The 14265-nt window shown below is 66.1% G+C and carries 18 protein-coding genes; 9 read left to right on the top strand and 9 right to left on the bottom strand.

Going from position 1 to position 14265, the window contains the following annotated elements; genetic code table 11:
- Positions 1-98: 98 nt before the first annotated feature.
- Entirely contained in the window at positions 99-893 is a 795-nt protein-coding gene (locus tag HF684_RS17215; RefSeq protein WP_169253477.1) for an exodeoxyribonuclease III, read from the bottom strand.
- An 83-nt stretch (positions 894-976) separates the two neighbouring features.
- Here HF684_RS17215 and HF684_RS17210 point away from each other — a divergent pair, with 83 nt between their 5' ends.
- Complete coding sequence (locus HF684_RS17210) at positions 977-1801, top strand: thioesterase family protein (protein WP_169253476.1); 825 nt, start codon at positions 977-979, stop codon at positions 1799-1801.
- Positions 1798-2574 carry an SDR family NAD(P)-dependent oxidoreductase gene (locus HF684_RS17205; RefSeq protein WP_169253475.1) on the top strand — a complete coding sequence of 259 codons (777 nt, stop codon included), beginning with the start codon at positions 1798-1800 and terminating at the stop codon, positions 2572-2574. Before HF684_RS17210 ends, HF684_RS17205 begins: the two co-directional genes overlap by 4 nt.
- A gap of 443 nt (positions 2575-3017) precedes the next feature.
- On the opposite strand, the gene HF684_RS17200 is transcribed toward HF684_RS17205, so the two are convergent.
- From HF684_RS17200 to HF684_RS17180, 5 genes are read right to left on the bottom strand one after another with little or no spacing between them, the layout of a single operon-like run.
- Positions 3018-3614, bottom strand: a complete 597-nt coding sequence (locus tag HF684_RS17200) for an alkaline shock response membrane anchor protein AmaP (RefSeq protein ID WP_169253474.1) — start codon at positions 3612-3614, stop codon at positions 3018-3020.
- Positions 3611-4186 carry a DUF6286 domain-containing protein gene (locus tag HF684_RS17195; RefSeq protein ID WP_169253473.1) on the bottom strand — a complete coding sequence of 192 codons (576 nt, stop codon included), beginning with the start codon at positions 4184-4186 and terminating at the stop codon, positions 3611-3613. Before HF684_RS17195 ends, HF684_RS17200 begins: the two co-directional genes overlap by 4 nt.
- A complete protein-coding gene (locus HF684_RS17190) occupies positions 4183-4572 on the bottom strand; it encodes an Asp23/Gls24 family envelope stress response protein (RefSeq protein WP_248279013.1) in 390 nt (129 codons plus the stop codon). The genes HF684_RS17195 and HF684_RS17190 overlap by 4 nt, the downstream gene beginning before the upstream one ends.
- 4 nt (positions 4573-4576) lie before the next feature.
- On the bottom strand, positions 4577-4759 hold the full coding sequence (locus HF684_RS17185; protein WP_169253472.1) for a hypothetical protein: 183 nt from the start codon (positions 4757-4759) through the stop codon (positions 4577-4579).
- A 37-nt stretch (positions 4760-4796) separates the two neighbouring features.
- A complete protein-coding gene (locus HF684_RS17180) occupies positions 4797-5267 on the bottom strand; it encodes an Asp23/Gls24 family envelope stress response protein (RefSeq protein WP_169253471.1) in 471 nt (156 codons plus the stop codon).
- Between the two features lie 224 nt (positions 5268-5491).
- Between HF684_RS17180 and HF684_RS17175 the strand changes: the two genes are divergently transcribed.
- From HF684_RS17175 to HF684_RS17165, 3 genes are read left to right on the top strand one after another with little or no spacing between them, the layout of a single operon-like run.
- Positions 5492-6055, top strand: a complete 564-nt coding sequence (locus tag HF684_RS17175; protein ID WP_169253470.1) for an RNA polymerase sigma factor — start codon at positions 5492-5494, stop codon at positions 6053-6055.
- Positions 6052-6525, top strand: coding sequence for an alkaline shock response membrane anchor protein AmaP (locus HF684_RS17170; RefSeq protein ID WP_248279012.1), 474 nt, complete (start codon positions 6052-6054; stop codon positions 6523-6525). The genes HF684_RS17175 and HF684_RS17170 overlap by 4 nt, the downstream gene beginning before the upstream one ends.
- Positions 6518-6889: a hypothetical protein gene (locus HF684_RS17165; protein WP_169253468.1), complete on the top strand. Its 372-nt coding sequence runs from the start codon at positions 6518-6520 to the stop codon at positions 6887-6889. Before HF684_RS17170 ends, HF684_RS17165 begins: the two co-directional genes overlap by 8 nt.
- A 167-nt stretch (positions 6890-7056) precedes the next feature.
- Here the strand turns inward: HF684_RS17165 and HF684_RS17160 are convergent, their stop codons facing one another.
- On the bottom strand, positions 7057-7329 hold the full coding sequence (locus tag HF684_RS17160) for a GlsB/YeaQ/YmgE family stress response membrane protein (protein WP_169253467.1): 273 nt from the start codon (positions 7327-7329) through the stop codon (positions 7057-7059).
- Positions 7330-7673: 344 nt separating this feature from the next.
- Between HF684_RS17160 and pyrE the strand changes: the two genes are divergently transcribed.
- From pyrE to HF684_RS17140, 4 genes are all read left to right on the top strand, one after another.
- Positions 7674-8240, top strand: a complete 567-nt coding sequence (gene pyrE / locus HF684_RS17155; RefSeq protein ID WP_169253466.1) for an orotate phosphoribosyltransferase — start codon at positions 7674-7676, stop codon at positions 8238-8240.
- 182 nt (positions 8241-8422) lie between these two features.
- Positions 8423-9298, top strand: a complete 876-nt coding sequence (locus tag HF684_RS17150; protein ID WP_169253465.1) for an ATP-binding cassette domain-containing protein — start codon at positions 8423-8425, stop codon at positions 9296-9298.
- The gene (locus tag HF684_RS17145) at positions 9298-10911 is read left to right on the top strand and encodes an ABC transporter permease (protein ID WP_169253464.1); all 1614 of its coding nucleotides are present in this window, start codon (positions 9298-9300) and stop codon (positions 10909-10911) included. Before HF684_RS17150 ends, HF684_RS17145 begins: the two co-directional genes overlap by 1 nt.
- A complete protein-coding gene (locus HF684_RS17140; protein ID WP_169253463.1) occupies positions 10908-11537 on the top strand; it encodes a TrmH family RNA methyltransferase in 630 nt (209 codons plus the stop codon). Before HF684_RS17145 ends, HF684_RS17140 begins: the two co-directional genes overlap by 4 nt.
- A gap of 212 nt (positions 11538-11749) precedes the next feature.
- On the opposite strand, the gene HF684_RS17135 is transcribed toward HF684_RS17140, so the two are convergent.
- Positions 11750-12895, bottom strand: coding sequence for an acyl-CoA dehydrogenase family protein (locus HF684_RS17135; RefSeq protein WP_169253462.1), 1146 nt, complete (start codon positions 12893-12895; stop codon positions 11750-11752).
- Positions 12896-12933: 38 nt separating this feature from the next.
- A complete protein-coding gene (locus tag HF684_RS17130) occupies positions 12934-14127 on the bottom strand; it encodes an acyl-CoA dehydrogenase family protein (RefSeq protein WP_169253461.1) in 1194 nt (397 codons plus the stop codon).
- Between the last annotated feature and the right edge of the window lie 138 nt (positions 14128-14265).

Below are 14265 nucleotides of genomic sequence, written 5' to 3'. Positions count from 1 at the left end.
CCTAGCTCCTGATTCAACTTCACCAGAAGAGAGGGGAGATGTCTATGGCTTCGACGCTGAAGTTGCGCCGGGGTGCCGAAAGGTGAGACGAAGGTGCCTCAGACGTCGAAGTCGACGATGACGGGAGCGTGGTCGGACGCGCCCTTGCCTTTGCGCTCCTCACGGTCGATCTCGCCTGCGGTCGCTGTATTCGCCAGCGCCTGCGAGGCGAGCTGGAAGTCGATGCGCATGCCCTGCTTCTTCGGGAAGCGCAGCTTCTGATAGTCCCAGAAGGTGTAGACACCGGGTCCGGGGGTGAACTGGCGGGTGACCTCGGTCAGGCCCGCGTCGAGCAGATCGTCGAAAGCGGCGCGTTCAGCCTCGGAGACGTGGGTGGCGCCGTCGAATTCGGCCATATCCCAGACGTCCTCGTCGAGCGGAGCGACGTTGAAGTCACCGCAGAGGACGAGCTTCTTCTCCGGTTCGGCGCTCAGCTGGGCGGCGATATCGGCCGTCAGAGCCTTGTACCAGTCCAGCTTGTAGCCGTAGTGGGGGTGGTCGAGTTCGCGGCCGTTGGGCACATAGAGCGAATAGACGCGCACATCGTTGCAGGTCACCGACAGTGCCCGAGCTTCGACGACGGGTTCTTCCGAGCCGAAGGCGGGGATGTCCTGGAACCCGATCTCGGGGTCGGACAGTCCCACACGGGAGGCGATGGCCACGCCGTTCCACTGGTTGAGGCCGTGGAAACTGACCTCGTAGCCGCGTTCGGTGAACAGCTCCTCGGGGAACTGCGAGTCCTTGCACTTGAGTTCCTGGATGGCCAGGACATCGACATCCGAACGATCCAGCCAGGCCCCGATGCGGTCGTGGCGGGCACGGATCGAGTTCACATTCCACGTAGCGATTCTCACCCTCCCACCCTAAGCCGTCCGCGCCGGAGGTGAAAGCGCGGTGCCGTCGGCTCGGGCGCCGACGGCTCGATAGGATGGGGACCATGCCTGACGCTCCCAACGAACACCTCGGCCACGACGGTGCCGCCTACCCGGATTCCTACTATGTGCGGCTGTCCGAGGACCGCCTCGTCTCGACTCTGCACAGCCAGGGCGCTTGGCAGCCCGGCGAGCAGCACCTCGCCCCCGCCTCGGGGATGGTGCTCGCCGAGATCGAACGTCGTCTGCCCAGCGACAAGCTCATCTCCCGGGTGACGTTCGACGTCCTCGGCGTCATCCACTCCGGTGAGTTCACCATCGACGTCGACGTCATCCGTCCGGGCCGGACCATCGAACTGATCGAGGCACGGATGCGCCACGGTGAGCGCACCAGCGTGACCGCTCGGGTGTGGCGACTGCAGGCCTCCGACACCGAGGCGGTCGCCGGCGACGAATGGTCGGCAATGCCGCCCGTGTCCGAAGTGCCCGAGATCCCTTTCACCAACCGTTGGGGCGGTGGCTACATCGCGTCTCTCGAGGGACATCAGGGAGCGGACGCCCATCCTGGTCGCGCCCAGTCCTGGGTGCGCAGCCCCTATCCTCTCGTCGACGGTGAGGCCGATCCGCCGACCGCGGCTTTCGTGAAGTTCGTCGACACCGCCAACGGTCTGGCCGTGCGCGAGGATCCGAAGACGACGTTCTTCCCGAACGTCGACCTCTCCATCCACCTCACCCGCGTGCCCGAGGCCGGCTGGGTCGGCTTCGACACCAAGGTGGCCTTCGGGCCGACCGGCTTGGGGCAGACGACGAGCGTGCTCAGCGACGCAGGCGGTCCCATCGGCACAGCCGTGCAGTCCCTGACCGTCCGCCGAGGTCAAGGCGCGGTATGAGTCGGCGGCCGCGGGCCCTCATCACCGGGGCGAGCTCTGGGCTGGGACGCGGCTATGCCCGCACCCTGGCCGCCGAGGGCTACGACCTCGTCCTCGTCGCCCGGAACGAGGCCCGGCTGGAGAGCTTGGCTGCGCAGCTGCGAACCACGCAGAATATCCACGCCGAGGCGGCCGTGGCCGATCTGTCGACCCGTGACGGTATCGACGCGGTCAACGAGATCATCGCGGCGCAGCCGATCGACGTGCTCATCAACAATGCCGGTTTCGGTCTGCGCGGGACGCTGTTGGATGCCGACGCTGCTGAGCTCGATGCGCTCGATCGGGTGCTGACCGGGGCAGTGAGGCAGCTGTCGCTGGCAGCGGCTCGGCGCATGCAGGCCCGCGGTCGCGGAGGAATCATCAATGTCTCCTCGCTGGCGGCGGTGACGACGATGGGACAGTACGCGGCCTCGAAGGTCTCGACCCTCGTCTTCACCGAAGCGCTCGCCGGAGAGCTCAGGGACTCCTCGGTGACGGTGACCGCCGTCCTGCCCGGTTTCATCCGGACGGAGTTCCACAGCCGCCTCGGCGTGGAGCGTCCCGGACCCGGTCTGATCTGGCTCAGCGTCGATCAGGTGGTGCGGGAGTCGCTGCGTGATGCGCGGGTGGGAAAGGTCGTCTCGATTCCCGGGTGGGGGTATCGTCTGGCTGCGCTCGTCGCCCCTGCAGTGCCGCGTCCCCTCATGCGGTGGGGATCGTCCGGATTCTCCTTCGCCCGCACCCGCAGAATGTGACCTATATGCAATTTTCGGCAAGCGCGGCACAACTGAGTTGAGGATTGAACTACCTTGATCCGAGCCTGTGACCAGGTGTTTTATTCTGATCACTTCTATGCTATAGGGCCCGACAGGATTCAAGACAGAGCGTGAGATTCTTTACAAGCGATACGAAAGTGTGGTCAAATTAATGTGTTCGCCCGGTGGGGATCGGGTGGACATAACGGACGTATGGGGATGCGTCCGGGTACTCGAGGGGAGTGCTGCGAGGACCCCGGGATGTCGCGATTACGCGCCCCGGGGTTCTTGTCATTCACAGCAACTTTCAGTGATCACCGACGTGCGGACTGCACCAGCGGGTCAAAAGTGTGGATGCAGTGATCTAGATCAGCACATATGCACTTCCGACCAGCTGATGCGGCGCGGCCGGCCGGTTCATGCGGCGCTATTGGACAGCGAGACTACTGCACGCTGACGCTGCGCTGGCGGCGCGAGCGCGTGCGGGCGATGCCGACTTCGAGGGCCACCGCGCTCAGCGGGGCACCGAGTGCCACCGAGGCATTGCCGGCGGCGCGCTCGGCGACTTCGGCGATGACGGCATCGATGTCGGCGCGCTCATCGGCGTCGACATGGATGAGCAGCTCCGGACGTCGCGCGGTGCCCCGCAGAATCACCTGGGCATCCGAGACTCCGTCGGTGGTTTCGAGGTCGGCGGCGACCGCCTCGGCGATGACTTCGGCATGCACCGTGGTCAGTCCCGTCCGCGCGTCGGCCTGCATCCGGAAGGGCTTCGCGAAGTCCTTGCGCGGGATCTGCACGCTCAGCCAGCGGAACCCGATGATCGCGAAGATGAGGGCCGCGACCACGGCGATCAGCGCCGCATAGGGCAGCGCCAGCACCGAGGCGACCGGACCGAGATCCGCTCCCGCCTCCAGGGCAGGGTCGATCGAGCCGGTGAAGCCGAAGCCGGCGGCAAGCACCGCCAGCCCGAGGCACAAGGCGATGAGGCCGATGATGATCAGTCCGGTTCGGTTGGCAGCGGCGGCCGTGCGTCTCATGACTGACTCCTTCTGGCCTGGACCTTCACCGTGGGGGTGCGGTCGAACGAGATCGAGGCGAAGCGGTCCGTCACGGCGGCTTCGACCTCGGCGCGGATCGGCTCACAGTCACGGATCGGCGTCGAGAAGGTCACGATCGTCGATTTCGCGTTCGACGAGGCCTTGACCCCGCTGACGCCGTCGACCCCATCGGCGGCCGCGGCCGCGATCTGCGACAGCGCCGAGGTGGGCATGGCGACGTCGAAGGCGCCGATGTGCTCAGCGCCTTGAGCACGAACACCGAGGATCCGACGTGCCCCGGGGGAGACGCCGAGGATGAGGGCGATGAGTCCGAGCAGTGCCAGGACGATGCCGACCGCGATGACGACCGCGGAATTCCAGTGCAGGTTCCCGGCCGCCTCGGCGACGGGTAACCCGGTCGTCCCGGTCAGCGCGGCGGCCACGGAGCCGGTTGCGATGAATGCGGCGATGCCGGCCCAGCCGAGCCCCACGGCCAGCAGCAGCAGAATGAGTGCGACGATGACGGCCGGGCCGATGCGGGAGGGCCGCTTGCGCAGCAGGCGTGTGCTCATTGCAGGCGATTCCTTCCTCGATTCGCACCGGAGGATTCCGGGGCGAGCCACCGCACGTCGATGTCGACCTGACGGACGGTGACGCCGGTGAGACGTTCGACTTGGGTGCTCAGCGTGGAGCGGACGTGTTCGGTCGCCTCGGCGATGGGGGTGGGGTAGGCCAGGCCCAGCCGGACGGCGAGCGTGCAGCTGCGCCCGGACAGGGTGACATCCACGGACGGGCGGGTGTCCAAGCTGGAACTCGCACCGATGCCGAAGAGGCCCGAGCTCGTGCCGCCGACGCCGGGCAGGTCTTTCAGCACCTGCCCGGCGGTTCGCTCCACGACCTTGTCCGCGATCGTCAGGCCGCCTCGGCGAGCGGGAGCGTCGTCGAGTATCGGGGCCACGGCACTACCTCCGCGTGGTCGAGCGTGAGCTCAGTGCGCTCAGGTCGAGCCGCCCGTCGAGGACGAGGCCGACGACCAGGCCGAGTCCGCCGCAGATGGCGACGACGAGGAACGCGAGGAAGCCGCCGAAGTAGGCGACGATTCCCAGCGTCAGGCCGACGATGAGTCCGATGAGAGTTTTCGACATGGCATTCCTTCTGCCGAGGTGGTGCTGCGGATGAGGGTCAGTTGAGTTCCGGAGTGTCCTTGGCCGGCGCCTCGTCGTCGTCCTCGGGCAGGTGGACGTCGGTGACGTCGATGTTGACCTCGACGACCTGGAGTCCGGTGCCCTGTTCGACAGCGCGGATGACGTTGCGGCGGATCGCCTCGGCGACCTCGACGATGGAGGTGCCGTACTCGACGACGATGGTGAGGTCGATGGCGGTCTGCTTCTCGCCCTTCTCCACGGACACTCCGCCGGAGACGTTGGTCTGCGAACCGGGGATGCGGTCGGTCAGCGTATCGAAGGCACGGCGTGCGGCATTGCCCATTCCATAGACGCCCGGGACCTCGCGGGCGGCGATTCCGGTGAGCTTGGCGACGACGTTCTCGGCGATGGTGGTGGTGCCCATCTCGGTGACGAGCGGACTGCGCACGTCATCGTTCTGGGTGGTCGGGGCCTTCTGGGTCGAATCGGTCTGCTTGGGTTCCGGCATCGTTCTTCCTTTTCGTGGGAGGGGTGTGCGGTTCGCAAGTCCTTCGTGTGAAGGATGCTTACACAGGTACAGACGCAGGCCCGGACGAATCCTCACGCGGTGTTTCGAAGAAAATTTGTCGCCGAGGCAAATTCCTCGCCGAGGCGGATTCCTCGCCGAGGCGGCCGGCTGGTTCCGCGGCTCACGTGGCCGGTTCCGCGGCCCACGTGGCCTACGATGGTGATATGACAAGGGGAGATGATCGTTTCGACATCGTCACCCTGGTCGTGCGCGCTCGCGAGGGCGACATCGCCTCCTTCGAGGCCCTCGTCGACGAATACGAGCGGAAGCTGCTGCGATTCGCCTGGCGCACGCTGGGGGACCGGCAGGATGCCGAGGACGTCGTTCAGGACACCCTCGTCAAGGCGTGGAGATCATTGGACGCCTTGGCCGATCCTGCGGCCTTCGGCACGTGGATCTACCGGATGGCGTCGAACCGGTGCACCGATGTGCTGCGCCGCCGTTCCGCCCGGCCCGCCGACGCCTCCGACCCCGAGGACCTCGGCCATCACGTCGATGGCAGCGCCTCGGTCGAACGGTCCGTCGAGGCGCGCACGGCACTCGAGCATTTCTCCGAGATCCTGCAGACTCTGTCATCGGAGCAGCGTGTAACGTGGGTGCTCCACCAGATGGAAGGTCTCAGCTACGCCGAGGTCGCCGAGACCTTGGGTATCAGCGAAGGCAGTGTGCGCGGACGCATCCACCGCGCCCGGACTGCCATCGCCGAGGGCATGGAAGGATGGGTATGAGCGACGAGTCAGTCGACGCCACGGACGCCCACCTGCGCGGCATCATCGACGAATACATGGAGGCCTTCGAACCCGATCCCGAGGAAACCGTGGGTCTGCGCGAACGCATCCTCCAGATCGTGCGCGAGGACGCGGCTCTGGCGCCGGCCACGAAGCTGACGACCGAACGCGGCAACCCCTTCCGGATCTCGACGGCCGAGGTGCGCGGCATCATCCGCGAGGCCGTCGATGCCGTGCCCGGTATCCGCGCCCGCAGCGTCACCGCGACCCCGACCGGCGATCCGGAGGGCAGCGCCGTCGACGTCACCCTGACCGTGATGATGAGTGCGGGGACGGCCTTCGTGCCCGCCGCCGAGGAGGTCCGCCGCAGCGTCGCCCGTGCCCTGACCGCCGAGCTGGGCATCCCCTCACTGCGGATCGACGTCACCGTCGAGGACGTATTCGTCGACGAGGAGGCCGCCGATGACTGAGAAGCCGATGGCTGAGAACGAGACCGTCCCCGGGTTCGACGAGGCGGCCGTCTCGGCCCGCCTGACCGAATCCGTCACCGGAGTCGACGGCGTCACGGGGCTGGCGCCGGGGCTGCGCGACATGATCGCCAATGCGGCCGCACGAGTGATGCGCCGGACCGGGTCGGAGCCGCTGCAGGTCGAGGCCTGGCGAACGGGCAAGGATTTCCATGTCCGAATCGATGCGCACCTCGATGACAGCCGACCTGTGACCGAGATCGTCGATGAGCTCTTCGCCGTCATCGCCGTCGACCTGCGGGCCGCGGTGGACGGGCCCGTCGGGGACATCGACATCGACGTTCGCATCGTCAGCCGCGGCCGCTGAGGTCGGTCCGTGCCGCGGCACGCGAACGGCACAGAAAAAGGTGGATAGCCCATGTTTGAAACTGGGCTATCCACCTTTTTCTGTGCTGTTGCCGACGGGCCGGCTGCGGGTGTGTCAGAGCGCAGCCGGGGCACCGCCCGAAGCGGTTCTCTGAAGTGAGCCGCGGCTCAGGCGGCCTTGGACTTCGAGCGTCCGGTGATGAGGCCCCAGACGATGAGTACGATCAGCGAACCGCCGATGGCACACAGCCAGGACGACAGCGAGAAGAACGAATTCATCTCTGCGCCGAAGATCATGCCGCCGAGCCAGCCGCCGATCATGGCACCGATGACGCCGAGGATGAGCGTGGCGAAGAAGCCGCCGCCCTGTTTGCCGGGCAGGATCGCCTTGGCGATGGCTCCGGCGATGAGTCCGAGGATGAGATATGCGATGAAACCCATGTTGTTCACGTCCCTTCTGAGACAGTTGACCGGCAGGGTTGCACGGTGCTGTTGCCACTGTACAACCGAGACCCACCGTGAGCATCAAGTCCCGTTGATTCTTTATGACATCTCTACAGACGCAGCGCCGACCGGATCCTCACGCGGAGCACTGAACGCAGCCTCATGCAGCGATCTGCACGGGTTCCTCACGCCGAGCCCTGCACGGGTTCCTCACGCAGTGCTTCGCCTCGGTTCCTTCCACGCAGCGCGCCCTCGGTCGCGGAGTTGCCGATTTGCGTCGGAGGCAGCCGCTGAGACGGTGCTGAACGGTCGCGCGCCGACCGCCCATTAGACTGGAGTCCATGACCGACAGCGCTGACACTCGCCGACAACTGCTCGACCTCATCGACGAACTCGCCGTGGTGCGCGGCAGAGTGACCCTCTCCTCCGGCAAGGAGGCTGACTACTACCTCGATCTGCGTCGGGTCACCCTCGACCACCGCTCGGCACCGCTCGTCGGCGATGTCGTCCTCGATCTGCTCGAGACTCATGATCTGCTCGACAAGGTCGACGCCGTCGGCGGTCTGACCATGGGTGCCGATCCTGTCGGCACCGCTGTCATGCACCGCTCGGTCGTGCGCGGCACCCCGCTCGACTCCTTCGTCGTCCGCAAGGAGGCGAAGAAGCACGGCATGTCCCGGCGGGTCGAAGGCCCCGATGTCGCCGGCAAGCGCGTCATCGCCGTCGAGGACACCTCGACGACGGGCGGTTCCGTGCTCACCGCCGTCGACGCGCTCAAGGAAGCCGGCGCCGAGGTGGTCGCCGTGGCCGTGGTCATGGACCGCGACACCGGCGCCAAGGAACGGGTCGAAGCCACGGGAATTCCGTATCTGACCGCGCTGACGACCGCGGATCTCGGACTCGACTGAGACCCGCCTCGGCGAGGTGGACCTGTGAGGTGCTGCCTCGGTGAGGAATCGGCTCACCGATCACGACCTGGGACTCGACTGGCAATTCTGTCGAAATCGAGGACGTGGTTTGAAACAAGTCTCTGATTTCAACACGATAGATGAGACACTCCCCAAGAACTGTTCGATGCAAAGGATGACGCGTGCTCACACTGAAAGAGGTTTCCCTGCGCAAAGGGAAGCGGACATATCTGGACGAGGTGAGTTTCACCGCCGAGGCGGGCCGGATCACCGCAATCGTGGGAACCCGATCGGCGGGCCGCACCGAACTGGTGCGCATCATCATGGGCCTCATCGCCGCCGATGAGGGCGCCATCGAACTCGAGGACTTCGAACTCGACTTCGGGGACCGACAGAACTTCGGTTATCTGCCCGCCGAACGCGGCGGATACCCGAACATGCGCGTGCTCGACCAGATCGTCTACCTCGCCCGCCTGCACGGGATCACCCTGGGCGCGGCCGAACGGAACGCGCTGACCCTGCTCGGCCACCTCGAGCTCGCCGACCGCGGCTACGCTCCGCTGAAGAACCTCTCCGGTGCCGAGATCGCCCGCGTCGACATCGCCGCAACCCTGGCCGCCGACCCCGACGTCGTCGTCATCGATGATGCCTTCGCCGGCCTCGACGCCGCCTCGCTGCGCCTGGTCACGTCCCTGCTGCGGGCCCACGCATCCTCGGGAGTGCCCGTCATCCTGGCCACCGATGACTGGGAGGCCGCGCAGACCTTCGCCGATGACGTCATCATTCTGAACCAGGGCAAGGTGACCGCCTCGGGCAGCGTCGACAAGCTGCTCGGCGACCCGCACTACCGAGTCGAGACGACCGACACCGAGGCGGCCGCCTCGGCGCTGACATCCCGGACGGGAATCAGCGACGTGACGACCGCCGGACGTGAGGCCGTGAGCTTCCGCGCGAATGACGCGAGGACAGCCGCCGCTGCCGTGGCCGAGCTGAAGAATGTGAAGAACTTCGAAAGTGTCCGCCCGACACTGGCCGAGCAGTACAAGGAGGCTCTGTAATGGCGCGCAAGGACAAGGATGCGAATGACGAGTCCCCGGAACCGCTCGTGTCCAAGGGCACGGCCGGCGAAGGCATCGACGACCTCGGTCTGCCCGTCGACGACGATGTGATCGACGACGAGACCACCGCCGAGGAGGTCGACTCGGACGACGAGGCGACCGTCACTGGTGCAACCCAGGGATCGGCCGCCTCGACGAAGAAAGCCACCGACGCGCAGGACGCCGACGAATCCGGCGCGACTGCCGGCCTCGATGACGTTCCCTTCGAGCTCGCCGAGGACACCCCCGACTCGGACGAACTGCCGGAGACCGGACTGGTCTCGGAATTCGTCGACGTCGGCAACCGCCAGGCCGCGTGGCTCGTGTCGAACCGTGAGTCCACCACCGCCATGCGCAGCCCGTACTTCCTGGTCACCGCCGCTGTGATCATCCTCGGCGTGCTGGCCGCGATCATCTCCGGAATCGTCGCCGATGTGCAGAAGGACTCGGGCACCCCGACCATGGCGATGGTCGGAGTCGGCGAGCAGGCTCAGATGTACGAACAGCAGCTGGGTGTGAAGATCACCGACGCCGAGGACGCCCCCGCCGCCGAGAAGCTCGTGCGTGAGGGCAAGGTCGACGCCGCATTCATCCAGGACCCGAGCGGTCAGGGACAGCCGACGATCATCGCGCTGGACAAACAGCCCGACGCACTGCTCGAGAAGCTCGCGCCGAAGACCGAAGCGACGCTGCTCGAGACGCCGGCCGTCGAGAGCGATGTGGCCACGCCGCTGCTGTGGGGAATGGTCGCACTGTCGCTTCTCGTCGTCGCCACTCTGGGCACTGCGCTGTACCAGAACCTGCGTCTGGAGAAGCGCAACCGGATCACCGAGATCATCGCGGCCACGATTCCGCCGCGCGCCTCCGCCTCGGGCCGGATCACGGGCATGCTGACCCTGATCATTGTCCACCTCGTGGCCGCCGCCGTCGTCACCGAGCTCGGGCTCTCGCTGTCGGGCAAGACGTCCCTGGCATTCGCCATGCTGCCGGGCCTCGGCTGGTTCGCACTGACCCTGCTGCTCACCGCCTGGTCGGTGTTCGCGCTGCTCGTCTGGGCATCGACCGTCGTCGGAAACAAGGCGCGCGCCACCTTCGTCACGATCATCGGCGTCATCACCGTGGCCGGTTTCTTCGCCCCGGTCATCATCGGACCCACCGGGACTGTTGCGAAGGTGCTGTCGTGGACGCCGTTCACCTCGCCGCTGGGCATCGCCGGTCGTTCCTTCGCCGGTCAGGCCGAGTGGTGGGAGGGCCTCGTCGCCGCCGGCATCGCTCTGGTCCTCGCCGTCATCCTCCATGCCCTGGCCTCGGGTGCGTACGTGCGCTCGGTGCTGTCCGGAGGCGGACGCGGCGGCAAGACCGTGAAGATGAGCAAGCGCGCGCAGAAAGTCGGTGCCGCCGCCTCGGCGAAGAGTGCGAAGACGTCGGATTCGACCGCAGACGAATCGGATGACTCCGCCGCCGCGGAGGATTCGGACCATTCGGACGACGATGTGAAGAATTCGGGCTCGACCGCAGAGTCAGCGGACGACGAGGACGCGAAGTCGGCGGATGATTCCCGCGACGGCAAGTGACCGACCGCGCTGAACCGCAGGTGGGGGTCGGTCCGTGGACCGGCCCCTGGCCTGTGGAAGAGCATTTCGATCCGGAGCTGCTGGCTGAAGGCGATCGGCGCAATGTCGTCGATCAGTATCGGTATTGGAAGCACGACGCGATCGTCGCCGACCTCGACGCCTCGCGGCACGACTTCCACGTCGGCGTCGAGAACTGGCAGCACGATCTCAACATCGGTTCGGTCGTGCGCACCGCCAACGCCTTCAACGCCGCAGCCGTGCACATCGTCGGCAGACGCCGTTGGAACCGGCGCGGGGCGATGGTCACCGACAAATACCAGCACGTCATCCACCATCCGAGCGTGGACGACCTGCTCAGCTGGTGCGCCGAGAACAACGTGCCGCTGCTGGGCATCGACAACTTCCCGGACTCCGTGCCGCTGGAGACCTATGATCTGCCCAGGCGCTGCCTGCTGCTGTTCGGTCAGGAAGGGCCGGGACTGAGCGAGGAAGCGCATCAGGCCAGTCGCGACGTGCTCTCGATCGCGCAGTACGGTTCGACGCGGTCGATGAATGCCGCAGCCGCCGCCGCGATCACCATGCACTCCTGGATCCGCCGCCACGTCTACGACCAGCCCGTGAACTGAGACCGCTGCCGGCAGCGGAGTCCTCCGCATGGTCTGTCGGAAACCGGCTGGGACGCAGAGACGAAGAAGCGCCGAGGCGGCACGACGTTGGTCGTGCCGCCTCGGCGCTTCTGTGCTGCCGGGACCCGGCCGCCTCGGTGGGTGCCGGCGGGCCTCGACGACGCAGCGCCGCACGCTCGGGGTCGAACGTGCGGCGCTGAAGTGCCGCTGCCTCAGTTGAGGTCGGCGGCCTTGGGTTCGATGAGTCCGCCGAGTTCGGCGAGCTCTGCAGTCAGCGAATCCGAGTCGTCGAAGGTGCGGGTCATGACCGTCAGGCGCTTGGCGTAGTGGCCGATGGGGTATTCCATGGTCATGCCGATGCCGCCGTGCATCTGGATCGACTCCTGGCTGATGTTCCGAGCGGCCCGGTCGACGATGATCTTCGCGGCAATGACGTCGCGGTGACGGTCCTTCTCGGCACCGGGGACCTCCGAAGTGACGGCCAGGCGCGAATACAGGGCCATGCTGCGTGCGTACTCGAGCTCGGCGTAGAGGTCTGCGGCGCGGTGCTGCAGAGCCTGGTTCGCACCGATCGGAGCACCGAACTGCTCACGGGTCTTCAGATACTCGGCGGTCATCGTCAGCGAGGCTTCGAGTGCGCCGACTGCCTCGGCCATGATCGCGGCGTTGCCCAGGTCGAGGACCTCGGAGAGCACGGCGTTGGCGTCGGCGGCGTCGAGGCGCTGGGCGGCGGCACCGTCGAGCTTGAGGTTCGCACTGCCCAGGCCATCGGCCTGACGCTGAGCCACACGGGTCAGGCCCTCGGCATCAGCGGCGACGAGGTAGAGGCCGAGTTCGCCGTTCTGCGTGGCGGTGACGACGAAGTGGTCGGCGACGTCTCCGCCGAGCACGTTGGTCTTCTCACCGGTGAGGGTGAAGCTGCCGTCTGCACCGGAGACCTGGGTCTGCGGGGCGTCGACTGCGTAGCGCAGTCCGGGCTCGAGTGCGGCGAGAGCGAGGAAGGTCTGCCCCTCGGCAACACCGGGCAGGATGGCCTGCTTCTGCTCCTCGCTGCCGCCGAGCAGAACGGCGTTGGCGCCGAGGACTGCGGTTGCCAGGAACGGTTCGAGGACGAGGGAGCGGCCGAACGCCTCAGCGACCACGGCCACCTCGTTGAAGGTCATGTCCGCGCCGCCGTAGGACTCGGGGATCGCAAGCCCGAGCAGTCCCATCTCGGCGAAGGCCTGCCACTTCTCGCGGGAGATGCCCTCGTCGCTGCGAAGGATCTCTTCGCGCTTGGCGATGTCGTACTCGCTGCGCAGGTACTTGTTCAGTGTGCTGGCGAGTTCTTGCTGAATGTCGTTGAGTTCAAGATCCATTGTTGTCCTTCTTGGGAGATCGGGTGAGCGTCGGTATCTCAGAGACCGAGCAGTGCCTTCGAGATGATTCCGCGCTGCACCTCGGACGAACCGCCGTAGATGGTGACCTTGCGGGTGTTGAAGTAGCCGGGCAATGCGTCGACGGCGCCGTTGGGCAGGTCGGACAGACCCTGGCCCTGCACGCGGTCGGAGACGAAGTCGAGACCCTGCGGACCGAGCACGTCGACGAGGAGTTCGGAGATGTCCTCCTGCAGCTGGGAGCCCTTGAGTTTGAGCACCGAGGAGCGCGGATCCGGCTTGTCGGACCCGGCGGCCTGAGTGGAGAGGATCCGCAGCTGGGTCATCTCGAGCGCGGTGAGTTCGGCTTCGATCTTCGTCAGGCGAGCAGAGAACAGGGGGTCGTCGAGCAGAGTGCCGCGAGCGGTCTTCGTCACCGCGGCATAGGCCTTGGCACGGGCGAGGTTGACCTTCGAACCGCCGATGCGGGCGATTCCGGTGCGCTCGTTGCCGAGGAGGAACTTCGCGTAGGTCCAACCCTTGTTCTCTTCGCCGACGAGGTTCTCGACGGGCACCTCGACATTGTCGAAGAAGACCTCGTTGACCTCGTGGCCGCCGTCGATGAGCTGGATCGGACGGACGGTGACGCCGGGGGTCTTCATGTCGATGAGCAGGAAGGAGATGCCGGCCTGCTTCTTCACATCCGGATCGGTGCGCACGAGGTTGAAGATCCAGTCGCCGTACTGACCCAGGGTCGTCCAGGTCTTCTGACCGTTGACGATGTACTTGTCGCCCTGGCGCACCGCCGTGGTCTTGAGCGAGGCGAGGTCCGAACCGGCGTTGGGCTCGGAGAATCCCTGCGACCACCAGATATCGATGTTCGCGGTGGCAGGCAGGAAGCGCTCCTTGATCTCCTGCGAGCCGAAGGTGGCGATGACGGGGCCGACCATGGAGACGTTGAACGGCAACGGCTGCGGAACGCAGGCCAGCTGCATCTCTTCGAGCCAGATGTGACGCTGCACGGGGGTCCAGTCCTGGCCGCCCCATTCGACCGGCCAGTTCGGCACGGCGTAGCCGTGCTCGTTGAGGATCCGCTGCGAGGTGACCATGTCTTCCTTGCTCAGCTCCTGGCCGGTGGCGACCTTGAAGCGGAGCTCCTCGGGGATCTCCGTGCGGTAGAACTGACGCATCTGCTGCGCGAAATCGCGCTCTTCTGCATTCAGTAGTGTGTCCATGCGAGCTCCTTATAGATCGTTCAGTAACTTTCCTTCAATGGTACGGTCCGGTGTTCGGGCTCACAAGTGGGCGATGAGGGATATCCTCGCCGAGGCGGCCCCCAGTGGGGGCGGACGTTGATGTCACAATCGCCTAAC

The organism is Brevibacterium sp. 'Marine', from assembly GCF_012844365.1.
Classification (GTDB): Bacteria; Actinomycetota; Actinomycetes; order Actinomycetales; family Brevibacteriaceae; genus Brevibacterium.
This window is presented reverse-complemented; position numbering and strand designations above follow the sequence as displayed.